The organism is Escherichia sp. MOD1-EC7003 (assembly GCF_002965065.1).
In the GTDB taxonomy this organism is placed as follows: Bacteria; Pseudomonadota; Gammaproteobacteria; order Enterobacterales; family Enterobacteriaceae; genus Escherichia.
Window position 1 is genome coordinate 1 of record NZ_PTRE01000018.1, and the last position, 12817, is coordinate 12817.

The 12817-nt window shown below is 53.3% G+C and carries 8 protein-coding genes; 7 read left to right on the plus strand and 1 reads right to left on the minus strand.

Going from position 1 to position 12817, the window contains the following annotated elements; translation table 11 throughout:
* Positions 1 to 17 precede the first annotated feature (17 nt).
* The 3 genes from polB (at position 18) to rluA (ending at position 6125) form a co-directional block, all read left to right on the plus strand.
* On the plus strand, positions 18 to 2384 hold the full coding sequence (polB, locus tag A7090_RS02490) for a DNA polymerase II (RefSeq protein ID WP_105272899.1): 2367 nt from the start codon (positions 18 to 20) through the stop codon (positions 2382 to 2384).
* Between the two features lie 163 nt (positions 2385 to 2547).
* A complete protein-coding gene (rapA, locus tag A7090_RS02495) occupies positions 2548 to 5454 on the plus strand; it encodes an RNA polymerase-associated protein RapA (RefSeq protein ID WP_105272900.1) in 2907 nt (968 codons plus the stop codon).
* An 11-nt stretch (positions 5455 to 5465) separates the two neighbouring features.
* Entirely contained in the window at positions 5466 to 6125 is a 660-nt protein-coding gene (gene rluA, locus A7090_RS02500; protein ID WP_105272901.1) for a bifunctional tRNA pseudouridine(32) synthase/23S rRNA pseudouridine(746) synthase RluA, read from the plus strand.
* A gap of 117 nt (positions 6126 to 6242) precedes the next feature.
* Here rluA and djlA read toward each other — a convergent pair whose 3' ends face one another.
* Positions 6243 to 7058: a co-chaperone DjlA gene (djlA, locus tag A7090_RS02505; RefSeq protein WP_105272902.1), complete on the minus strand. Its 816-nt coding sequence runs from the start codon at positions 7056 to 7058 to the stop codon at positions 6243 to 6245.
* Between the two features lie 254 nt (positions 7059 to 7312).
* Here djlA and lptD point away from each other — a divergent pair, with 254 nt between their 5' ends.
* The 4 genes from lptD to rsmA are packed head-to-tail and all read left to right on the plus strand — an operon-like array spanning position 7313 to position 12816.
* On the plus strand, positions 7313 to 9670 hold the full coding sequence (gene lptD / locus A7090_RS02510) for an LPS assembly protein LptD (RefSeq protein ID WP_105272903.1): 2358 nt from the start codon (positions 7313 to 7315) through the stop codon (positions 9668 to 9670).
* Between the two features lie 52 nt (positions 9671 to 9722).
* On the plus strand, positions 9723 to 11009 hold the full coding sequence (gene surA, locus A7090_RS02515) for a peptidylprolyl isomerase SurA (protein WP_105272904.1): 1287 nt from the start codon (positions 9723 to 9725) through the stop codon (positions 11007 to 11009).
* Entirely contained in the window at positions 11009 to 11998 is a 990-nt protein-coding gene (gene pdxA / locus A7090_RS02520) for a 4-hydroxythreonine-4-phosphate dehydrogenase PdxA (RefSeq protein ID WP_105272905.1), read from the plus strand. Before surA ends, pdxA begins: the two co-directional genes overlap by 1 nt.
* Positions 11995 to 12816 carry a 16S rRNA (adenine(1518)-N(6)/adenine(1519)-N(6))-dimethyltransferase RsmA gene (gene rsmA, locus A7090_RS02525; protein ID WP_105272906.1) on the plus strand — a complete coding sequence of 274 codons (822 nt, stop codon included), beginning with the start codon at positions 11995 to 11997 and terminating at the stop codon, positions 12814 to 12816. The genes pdxA and rsmA overlap by 4 nt, the downstream gene beginning before the upstream one ends.
* Position 12817: the final 1 nt, after the last annotated feature.

The window sequence follows — 12817 nt, forward strand, 5'->3', positions numbered from 1 at the left end:
GTAGATCACAAAACTCTATGCCTGTCTTTTTTTACCCGCCCATTACTGGGGATTCCTCAGGACACTGGCGGGATACCCCGCAAGGGACAGAAGTCTCCTTCTGGCTGGCGACGGACAACGGGCCGTTGCAGGTTACCCTTGCGCCGCAAGAGTCCGTGGCGTTTATTCCCGCCGATCAGGTTCCCCGCGCTCAGCATATTTTGCAGGGTGAACAAGGCTTTCGCCTGACGCCGCTGGCGTTAAAAGATTTTCACCGCCAGCCGGTATATGGTCTTTACTGTCGCGCCCATCGCCAGTTGATGAATTACGAAAAGCGCCTGCGTGAAGGTGGCGTTACCGTTTACGAGGCCGATGTACGCCCGCCAGAACGCTATTTAATGGAACGGTTTATTACCTCGCCTGTGTGGGTCGAGGGCGATATGCGCAATGGCGCTATCGTCAATGCCCGTCTGAAATCTAATCCCGATTATCGCCCACCGCTCAAGTGGGCTTCTATTGATATTGAAACCACTCGCCACGGTGAGCTGTACTGCATCGGCCTGGAAGGTTGCGGGCAGCGTGTTGTCTATATGCTCGGTCCTGAAAATGGCGATGCCTCATCACTCGATTTTGACCTGGAATACGTTGCCAGCCGCCCGCAGCTGCTGGAAAAACTCAACGCCTGGGTCGCCGAGCACGATCCCGATGTAATCATCGGCTGGAACGTGGTGCAGTTTGATCTGCGAATGCTGCAAAAGCATGCCGAGCGTTACCGTATTCCACTGAGTCTCGGGCGTGAAAACAGCGAGCTGGAGTGGCGCGAGCACGGCTTTAAAAACGGCATTTTTTTCGCCCAGGCCAAAGGGCGGCTGATTATCGACGGTATCGAGGCACTGAAATCCGCATTCTGGAATTTCTCTTCGTTCTCGCTGGAAACCGTCGCCCAGGAATTGTTGGGCGAAGGGAAATCTATCGATAACCCATGGGATCGAATGGACGAAATTGACCGCCGTTTCGCTGAAGATAAACCCGCGCTGGCGACTTATAACCTGAAAGATTGCGAGCTGGTGACGCAGATTTTCCATAAAACTGAAATCATGCCATTTTTACTCGAACGCGCAACGGTGAATGGCCTGCCGGTGGATCGGCACGGGGGTTCGGTGGCGGCGTTTGGTCATCTCTATTTTCCCCGGATGCATCGCGCTGGTTATGTCGCGCCCAATCTCGGCGAAGTGCCGCCGCACGCCAGTCCTGGCGGCTACGTGATGGATTCGCGCCCAGGGCTTTATGATTCGGTGCTGGTGCTGGACTACAAAAGCCTGTACCCGTCGATCATCCGCACCTTTCTGATTGATCCCGTCGGCCTGGTGGAAGGCATGGCACAGCCTGATCCAGAACACAGCACAGAAGGTTTTCTTGATGCCTGGTTCTCACGGGAAAAACATTGTCTTCCGGAAATTGTCAATAATATCTGGCACGGGCGCGATGAAGCCAAACGTCAGGGCAATAAGCCATTGTCGCAGGCGCTGAAGATCATTATGAACGCCTTTTATGGCGTGCTCGGTACGACCGCTTGTCGCTTCTTCGACCCACGCCTGGCGTCGTCGATCACTATGCGAGGTCATCAGATCATGCGGCAAACCAAAGTGTTGATTGAAGCGCAGGGCTATGACGTGATCTATGGCGATACTGACTCAACGTTTGTCTGGCTGAAAGGCGCACATTCGGAAGAAGAGGCGGCAAAAATCGGTCGTGCACTGGTGCAGCACGTTAACGCCTGGTGGGCAGAAACGTTGCAGCAGCAACGGCTGACCAGCGCATTAGAACTGGAGTATGAAACCCATTTCTGCCGTTTTCTGATGCCAACCATTCGTGGAGCCGATACCAGCAGCAAGAAGCGCTACGCCGGGCTGATTCAGGAAGGCGATAAACAGCGGATGGTGTTTAAAGGGCTGGAAACCGTGCGCACCGACTGGACGCCGCTGGCCCAGCAGTTTCAGCAGGAGCTATACCTGCGTATCTTCCGCAACGAGCCATATCAGGAGTACGTACGCGAAACTATCGACCAACTGATGGCGGGTGAACTGGATGCGCGGCTGGTTTACCGTAAACGCCTTCGCCGTCCGCTGAGTGAATATCAGCGTAATGTGCCGCCTCATGTACGCGCCGCTCGCCTTGCCGATGAAGAAAATCAAAAGCGCGGTCGTCCCTTGCAATATCAGAACCGCGGCACCATTAAGTACGTATGGACCACCCACGGCCCGGAGCCACTGGACTACCAACGTTCACCGCTGGATTACGAACATTACCTGACCCGCCAGCTGCAACCCGTAGCTGAGGGAATACTCCCTTTTATTGAGGATAATTTTGCTACACTTATGACCGGGCAACTTGGGCTATTTTGAGCAAAAAAAGAGTTCGCCAGATACCATTTTGATGCGTGACGAATGCTTTGCCATCCAGTACCATAGCGCCCTTTCCATTCCTGGACCTGAATAACACCACTACCTCATAAGCACGGTAGCGGGTGGTTATTGCCTGCAATTAAAGATATAGAGCCGAACACATATGCCTTTTACACTTGGTCAACGCTGGATCAGCGATACAGAAAGCGAATTGGGACTTGGAACCGTTGTCGCGGTGGATGCGCGAACTGTCACTTTACTTTTCCCATCTACTGGTGAAAACCGTCTGTACGCACGCAGTGATTCCCCCGTGACCCGCGTGATGTTCAACCCTGGTGATACCATTACCAGCCACGATGGCTGGCAGATGCAAGTCGAAGAAGTAAAAGAAGAAAATGGCTTGCTGACCTATATCGGTACTCGCCTGGATAATGAAGAGTCCGGCGTGGCCCTGCGTGAAGTTTTCCTTGATAGCAAACTGGTGTTCAGCAAACCGCAGGACCGTCTGTTTGCCGGGCAGATTGACCGTATGGACCGCTTTGCCCTGCGTTATCGCGCGCGTAAGTATTCCAGCGAACAATTCCGTATGCCGTACAGCGGCCTGCGCGGTCAGCGTACCAGCCTGATCCCCCATCAGCTCAACATCGCTCATGATGTTGGTCGCCGCCACGCGCCGCGCGTCCTGCTGGCTGACGAAGTGGGTTTAGGGAAAACCATTGAGGCCGGGATGATCCTGCATCAACAGCTGCTCTCTGGCGCTGCTGAGCGTGTGTTAATTATCGTCCCGGAGACTTTACAGCATCAGTGGCTGGTAGAAATGCTGCGCCGTTTCAACCTGCGCTTTGCCCTGTTTGATGATGAGCGTTATGCCGAAGCTCAGCACGATGCCTACAACCCGTTCGACACCGAACAGCTGGTGATTTGCTCGCTGGATTTTGCCCGTCGTAGCAAACAGCGTCTGGAACATCTCTGTGAAGCCGAGTGGGATCTACTAGTGGTCGATGAAGCGCATCACCTGGTGTGGAGCGAAGATGCGCCGAGCCGTGAATATCAGGCTATTGAACAACTGGCAGAGCATGTACCAGGCGTTCTGCTGCTGACCGCAACCCCGGAACAACTGGGAATGGAAAGCCACTTCGCCCGTCTGCGCTTGCTCGACCCGAACCGTTTCCACGATTTCGCGCAATTCGTTGAAGAACAGAAAAATTATCGTCCTGTTGCGGACGCCGTTGCCATGCTGCTGGCAGGTAACAAACTGAGCAATGACGAACTGAACATGCTCGGCGAAATGATTGGTGAGCAGGATATTGAGCCGCTGTTGCAAGCAGCAAACAGCGACAGTGAAGATGCCCAGAGCGCCCGTCAGGAGCTGGTTTCCATGCTTATGGATCGCCACGGCACCAGCCGCGTGCTGTTCCGTAACACGCGTAATGGTGTGAAAGGCTTCCCGAAACGCGAGCTGCACACCATTAAACTGCCGCTGCCGACGCAGTATCAGACGGCTATTAAAGTATCCGGCATTATGGGCGCACGTAAAAGTGCGGAAGACCGCGCTCGCGACATGCTCTACCCGGAGCGTATTTATCAGGAATTTGAAGGCGATAACGCCACCTGGTGGAACTTCGACCCGCGCGTAGAATGGCTGATGGGCTACCTGACCAGCCATCGCGCACAGAAAGTGTTGGTGATCTGCGCCAAAGCCGCTACCGCGCTGCAACTGGAGCAGGTACTGCGCGAACGTGAAGGTATTCGCGCTGCGGTGTTCCACGAAGGCATGTCGATTATCGAACGTGACCGCGCTGCCGCCTGGTTTGCCGAAGAAGACACCGGCGCACAGGTACTGCTGTGCTCGGAAATCGGTTCTGAAGGGCGTAACTTCCAGTTCGCCAGCCACATGGTGATGTTCGATCTGCCGTTCAACCCGGATCTGCTGGAGCAGCGTATTGGTCGTCTCGATCGTATCGGTCAGGCGCACGATATTCAGATCCATGTGCCTTATCTGGAAAAAACGGCTCAGTCGGTGCTGGTGCGCTGGTATCACGAAGGTCTGGATGCATTCGAGCACACCTGCCCGACCGGACGTACGATTTACGATAGCGTGTATAACGATCTGATTAACTACCTGGCTTCACCGGATCAAACCGAAGGCTTTGACGATCTGATCAAAAACTGCCGCGATCAACATGAAGCGCTGAAAGCACAGCTGGAACAGGGCCGTGACCGTCTGCTGGAAATCCATTCCAATGGCGGCGAAAAAGCCCAGGCCCTGGCAGAAAGCATTGAAGAGCAGGATGACGATACCAACCTGATCGCTTTCGCCATGAACCTGTTCGATATTATCGGTATCAATCAGGACGATCGCGGAGACAACATGATCGTGCTGACGCCGTCCGATCATATGCTGGTGCCGGACTTCCCTGGCCTGTCGGAAGATGGCATCACCATCACCTTCGACCGTGAAGTGGCGCTGGCGCGTGAAGATGCACAGTTTATTACCTGGGAACATCCGCTGATCCGCAACGGTCTGGATCTGATCCTTTCTGGCGATACCGGTAGCAGCACGATTTCACTGTTGAAAAACAAAGCGTTGCCGGTAGGGACGCTGTTGGTGGAACTGATTTACGTGGTCGAAGCCCAGGCACCGAAGCAGTTGCAGCTCAACCGCTTCCTGCCGCCAACGCCGGTACGTATGCTGCTGGATAAAAACGGCAACAACCTTGCAGCACAGGTGGAGTTTGAAACCTTTAACCGTCAGCTTAACGCGGTAAACCGCCACACTGGCAGCAAGCTGGTTAATGCCGTGCAGCAGGATGTTCACGCTATCCTTCAGCTGAGTGAAGCGCAGATCGAGAAATCTGCCCGTGCATTGATTGACGCGGCGCGTAACGAAGCTGACGATAAACTGTCTGCGGAACTCTCACGTCTGGAGGCTCTGCGCGCAGTGAACCCGAACATTCGTGACGACGAACTGACCGCCATTGAGAGCAACCGTCAGCAGGTAATAGAAAGCCTGGATCAGGCTGGCTGGCGTCTGGATGCCCTGCGTTTGATCGTTGTGACGCATCAGTAACGGAGCCAAAAATGGGGATGGAAAACTACAATCCACCGCAGGAACCCTGGCTGGTTATCCTGTATCAGGATGACCACATTATGGTGGTCAACAAGCCGAGCGGTTTGTTGTCTGTGCCGGGACGTCTGGAAGAGCACAAAGACAGCGTAATGACGCGCATTCAGCGTGATTATCCGCAGGCAGAATCGGTGCATCGTCTGGATATGGCTACCAGCGGCGTGATTGTAGTGGCGCTGACCAAAGCCGCGGAGCGGGAATTAAAACGCCAGTTCCGCGAACGTGAGCCGAAAAAGCAGTATGTGGCCCGCGTCTGGGGGCATCCATCCCCCGCTGAAGGTCTGGTGGATCTGCCACTGATTTGCGACTGGCCAAACCGCCCGAAACAGAAAGTTTGTTACGAAACGGGAAAACCTGCGCAGACGGAATATGAAGTGGTGGAGTATGCAGCGGATAACACCGCAAGAGTGGTGTTAAAGCCGATTACCGGGCGTTCGCATCAGCTGCGTGTGCATATGCTGGCGCTGGGTCATCCGATTCTCGGCGATCGTTTTTATGCCTCACCAGAAGCGAGAGCAATGGCATCACGATTATTGTTGCATGCAGAAATGTTGACGATTACCCATCCGGCGTATGGCAATAGCATGACGTTTAAAGCGCCAGCGGATTTTTAATCGTCACGCTGGCGAAGTTCGGTAGGCCGGAGAAGGCGTTAATGCCGCATCCGGCAATTTTGCGCCGATTGCCTGATACGACGCGAGCCGCGTCTTATCAGGCCTACAATTTGAAACTTATTTAAATCCTTTCTGTTGCTTAATCAGCTCATACGCCTGCTGAATTTCCTGCGCTTTTTGCTTCGCCATCTCCATCATCTCAGGCGGCAAACCTTTCGCCACCAGCTTATCCGGATGGTGTTCGCTCATCAGCTTACGGTAGGCACGTTTGATGGTGGTTGCGTCATCCGTCGGCTTCACGCCCAGCACGTTACAGGCATCTTCCAGCGTCGGACCACGCTGCGCCTGCTGCCAGTTACCACCACCAGACTGCTGTTGATAACCGCCGCCAAACTGGGCACCGCCCTGCATCATACGCAAGAACTGGTCAAACTGGGCGCGAGAGATCCCTAATTCCTCTGCAATGACATACAGCACCGCCCGTTCATTCGGGTGCAGTGACCCATCAGCAAACGCCGCCTGGATTTGGATCTCCAGAAACATACGAATTAAGTCAAAACGACCAAAGCAGACACTGCGAAACTGGCGCATCTTTTCTCGCAGTGGGTAATTGTCTGATTTTCCCACCCGGAACGCATTTTGCGCCGCAGTACGGGAAGCGCCATGAAGATTCATTCGGTCCATCAACAGGCTGGCGATATGAATATCAGCCTCCGTGACGCGACCTTTGGATTTGGTTAAATGCCCCATCACTTCAAAAGTGGTGGCAAAAAACAGCGCCTGACGCTCACGCTGGTTGGCGAACCACGCCATTTTACGGCTACGAGCTTTATCAAACATATGGCCAATTAACAGGCCTAACACTACGCCCCAAAAGCCGCCGCCCATCAGTAAGGCCACGGCCACGCCAATGATTTTTCCCCAATACTGCATATATTCCCCAAATCGACACACGGATATCAGGGCTATCTCCCACAATATAAAGGTGCTTTTACCGTTTTCCGGCTGCGGTCAATTGTGGGACATCGCCTATAATTTGCATTATCATACCTGTCATTCAATGCCGTGCCTAACACCACTGACGCTATTCGGACAGGATTAACACTAGCGCAGAGATGACGAGTACGTTAGTCTCTGACCGTTTGTCACGCGCAACGTTACCGATGATGGAACAATAAAATCAACGTATGAAAAAACGTATCCCCACTCTCCTGGCCACCATGATTGCCACCGCCCTTTATAGTCAACAGGGACTGGCAGCCGACCTCGCCTCACAGTGCATGTTGGGCGTGCCAAGCTATGACCGTCCTCTGGTACAGGGCGATACTAATGACTTACCCGTGACTATCAATGCTGACCACGCGAAAGGGGACTACCCGGATAATGCCGTATTTACTGGCAGCGTGGATATCATGCAGGGTAACAGCCGTCTGCAGGCCGACGAAGTGCAGCTCCATCAAAAAGAGGCACCAGGGCAACCGGAGCCCGTACGTACCGTTGATGCGCTCGGTAATGTCCATTACGACGATAACCAGGTGATCCTCAAAGGTCCGAAAGGCTGGGCGAATCTGAACACCAAAGATACCAACGTCTGGGAAGGTGATTATCAGATGGTGGGTCGCCAGGGGCGCGGCAAAGCGGACCTGATGAAACAACGCGGCGAAAACCGCTATACCATTCTGGATAACGGCAGCTTTACCTCCTGTCTGCCGGGTTCTGACACCTGGAGCGTGGTAGGTAGCGAAATTATTCATGACCGCGAAGAACAAGTTGCGGAGATCTGGAACGCCCGCTTTAAAGTAGGTCCGGTACCGATCTTTTATAGCCCGTATTTGCAGTTGCCGGTGGGTGACAAACGTCGTTCTGGTTTCTTGATCCCGAACGCCAAGTACACCACCACCAACTACTTTGAGTTCTATCTCCCATATTACTGGAACATCGCGCCAAATATGGATGCCACCATCACGCCGCATTATATGCATCGTCGTGGCAACATCATGTGGGAGAACGAATTCCGCTACCTCTCCCAGGCGGGCGCTGGCCTGATGGAACTGGACTATCTGCCTTCAGATAAAGTCTATGAAGATGAACACCCGAACGATGACAGTTCACGTCGTTGGTTGTTCTACTGGCAACACTCCGGGGTCATGGATCAGGTGTGGCGCTTCAATGTCGATTACACTAAAGTCAGCGATCCTAGCTACTTCAATGATTTTGATAACAAGTACGGTTCCAGTACTGACGGCTACGCAACGCAAAAATTCAGCGTTGGCTATGCGGTGCAAAACTTCAATGCCACCGTTTCAACCAAGCAGTTCCAGGTCTTCAGCGAACAAAATACCAGTAGCTACTCGGCAGAACCGCAGTTAGATGTTAACTACTACCAGAATGATGTTGGTCCGTTTGATACGCGTATTTACGGCCAGGCAGTGCACTTTGTTAACACCAGAGACGACATGCCTGAAGCAACCCGTGTTCACCTGGAGCCGACGATCAATCTGCCCTTATCCAATAACTGGGGCAGTATTAATACTGAAGCGAAGTTGCTGGCAACCCATTATCAGCAAACTAATCTTGACGGCTATAACAGCAATCCACAAAACAATAAGTTGGCAGATTCTGTTAACCGTGTAATGCCGCAATTTAAAGTTGACGGCAAAATGGTCTTTGAACGCGATATGGAAATGCTGGCGCCGAGTTATACCCAAACTCTGGAACCGCGCGCGCAGTATTTGTACGTGCCGTATCGCGATCAGAGCGATATCTATAACTATGACTCGTCTCTGCTGCAATCTGACTACTCTGGCCTGTTCCGGGACCGGACTTACGGCGGTCTTGACCGTATTGCCTCCGCTAACCAGGTTACGACCGGCGTCACATCTCGTATATATGATGATGCAGCCGTTGAACGTTTTAATATTTCCGTTGGTCAAATCTACTATTTCACGGAGTCTCGCACTGGCGATGACAACATAACATGGGAGAATGACGACAAAACAGGCTCACTGGTGTGGGCAGGCGACACCTACTGGCGTATCTCAGAGCGTTGGGGATTGCGTGGCGGGATTCAGTACGATACGCGTCTGGATAACGTAGCGACCAGTAACTCCAGCATTGAATACCGTCGGGATGAAGACCGTCTGGTACAGTTGAATTACCGTTACGCCAGCCCGGAATATATTCAGGCTACGCTGCCTAAGAACTATTCCACTGCTGAGCAATATAAGAATGGTATTTCGCAGGTGGGTGCCGTCGCCAGCTGGCCAATTGCCGATCGTTGGTCAATTGTCGGGGCCTACTACTACGACACCAATGCGAACAAGCAAGCCGACTCTATGTTAGGTGTGCAATACAGCTCCTGCTGTTACGCGATTCGCGTCGGTTACGAGCGGAAGCTGAACGGTTGGGATAACGATAAACAACATGCGGTATATGACAACGCAATCGGCTTTAACATCGAACTTCGCGGCCTGAGCTCCAACTACGGCCTGGGTACGCAAGAGATGCTGCGTTCGAACATTCTGCCGTATCAAAACACTTTGTGATTTGTTGATTTACCACGTAATCCGCAGTGCGGTTAATTGAAATGGAAAAAGTATGAAGAACTGGAAAACGCTGCTTCTCGGTATCGCCATGATCGCGAATACCAGTTTCGCTGCCCCCCAGGTAGTCGATAAAGTCGCAGCCGTCGTCAATAACGGCGTCGTGCTGGAAAGCGACGTTGATGGATTAATGCAGTCGGTAAAACTGAACGCTGCTCAGGCAAGGCAGCAACTTCCTGATGACGCGACGCTGCGCCACCAGATCATGGAGCGTTTGATCATGGATCAAATCATCCTGCAGATGGGGCAGAGAATGGGAGTGAAAATCTCCGATGAGCAGTTGGATCAGGCGATTGCTAACATCGCGAAACAAAACAACATGACGCTGGATCAGATGCGCAGCCGTCTGGCCTACGATGGTCTGAACTACAACACCTATCGTAACCAGATCCGCAAAGAGATGATTATCTCTGAAGTACGTAACAACGAGGTGCGTCGTCGCATCACCATCCTGCCGCAGGAAGTCGAATCCCTGGCACAGCAGGTAGGTAACCAAAACGACGCCAGCACTGAGCTGAACCTGAGCCACATCCTGATTCCACTGCCGGAAAACCCGACCTCTGATCAGGTGAACGAAGCGGAAAGCCAGGCACGCGCCATTGTCGATCAGGCCCGTAACGGCGCTGATTTCGGTAAGCTGGCGATTGCTCATTCTGCCGACCAGCAGGCGCTGAACGGCGGCCAGATGGGCTGGGGCCGTATTCAGGAGTTGCCGGGGATCTTCGCCCAGGCATTAAGCACCGCGAAGAAAGGCGACATTGTTGGCCCGATTCGTTCCGGCGTTGGCTTCCATATTCTGAAAGTTAACGACCTGCGTGGTGAAAGCAAAAACATCTCGGTGACCGAAGTTCATGCTCGCCATATTCTGCTGAAACCGTCGCCGATCATGACCGACGAACAGGCCCGCGTGAAACTGGAGCAAATTGCTGCCGATATCAAGAGTGGTAAAACGACGTTTGCCGCTGCCGCGAAAGAGTTTTCTCAGGACCCAGGCTCTGCTAACCAGGGTGGAGATCTCGGTTGGGCTACGCCAGATATTTTCGATCCGGCCTTCCGTGACGCGCTGACCCGCCTGAACAAAGGTCAAATGAGCGCACCGGTTCACTCTTCATTCGGCTGGCATTTAATCGAACTGCTGGATACCCGTAATGTCGATAAAACCGACGCTGCACAGAAAGATCGTGCGTACCGCATGCTGATGAACCGGAAGTTCTCGGAAGAAGCAGCAAGCTGGATGCAGGAACAACGTGCCAGCGCCTACGTTAAAATCCTGAGCAACTAATGGTTAAAACCCAACGTGTTGTGATCACTCCCGGCGAACCCGCCGGGATTGGCCCGGACTTAGTTGTCCAGCTTGCACAGCGTGAGTGGCCGGTCGAACTGGTTGTTTGTGCCGACGCCACTCTCCTTACCGACCGGGCAGCAATGCTCGGTTTGCCACTGACTCTCTGCCCTTATTCCCCAAACTCCCCTGCACAACCGCAAACTGCGGGCACATTAACGTTACTTCCAGTCGCCTTACGTGCACCTGTGATTGCGGGACAATTAACGGTTGAAAATGGGCATTACGTGGTGGAGACGCTGGCGCGAGCGTGCGATGGCTGTCTGAACGGTGAATTTGCCGCGCTGATCACAGGCCCCGTGCATAAAGGCGTCATTAACGACGCAGGCATTCCGTTTACCGGTCATACCGAGTTTTTCGAAGAGCGCTCGCAGGCGAAAAAAGTGGTGATGATGCTGGCAACCGAAGAACTTCGCGTGGCGCTGGCAACGACACATTTACCGCTACGCGATATCGCAGATGCCATCACCCCTGTGCTTTTGCACGAAGTGATTGCTATTTTGCATCACGATTTGCGGACCAAATTTGGTATTGCCGAACCGCGCATTCTGGTCTGCGGGCTGAATCCGCACGCGGGCGAAGGCGGTCATATGGGTACGGAAGAGATAGACACCATCATTCCCGTCCTCGACGAACTGCGGGCGCAGGGGATGAAACTCAACGGGCCGCTGCCTGCCGATACCCTGTTTCAGCCAAAATATCTCGATAACGCCGACGCGGTGCTGGCGATGTACCACGATCAGGGTCTTCCCGTGCTAAAATACCAGGGCTTCGGGCGCGGTGTGAACATTACGCTGGGCCTGCCCTTTATTCGCACATCAGTGGACCACGGCACCGCGCTTGAACTGGCGGGACGTGGCGAAGCCGATGTCGGCAGTTTTATTACGGCGCTTAATCTCGCCATCAAAATGATTGTTAACACCCAATGAATAATCGAGTCCACCAGGGCCACTTAGCCCGTAAACGCTTCGGGCAAAACTTTCTCAACGATCAGTTCGTGATCGACAGCATTGTTTCTGCCATTAACCCGCAGAAGGGCCAGGCGATGGTCGAAATCGGCCCCGGTCTGGCAGCATTGACCGAACCGGTCGGTGAACGTCTGGATCAACTGACGGTCATCGAACTTGACCGCGATCTGGCGGCACGTCTGCAAACGCATCCATTCTTAGGCCCGAAACTGACGATTTATCAGCAGGATGCAATGACCTTTAACTTTGGTGAACTGGCCGAGAAAATGGGTCAGCCGCTGCGTGTTTTCGGTAACCTGCCGTATAACATCTCCACTCCGTTGATGTTCCATCTGTTTAGCTATACTGATGCCATTGCCGACATGCACTTTATGTTGCAAAAAGAGGTGGTGAATCGTCTGGTTGCAGGACCGAACAGTAAGGCGTATGGTCGTTTAAGCGTCATGGCGCAATACTATTGCAACGTGATCCCGGTGCTGGAAGTACCGCCGTCAGCCTTTACACCACCACCCAAAGTGGATTCCGCCGTCGTGCGCCTAGTTCCTCATGCAACGATGCCTCACCCGGTTAAAGATGTTCGCGTGTTGAGCCGCATCACCACCGAAGCCTTTAACCAGCGTCGTAAAACCATTCGTAACAGCCTCGGCAACCTGTTTAGCGTCGAGGTGTTAACGGAAATGAGGATCGACCCGGCGATGCGAGCGGAAAATATCTCTGTCGCGCAATATTGCCAGATGGCGAACTATCTGGCAGAGAACGCGCCTTTGCAGGAGAGTTAAC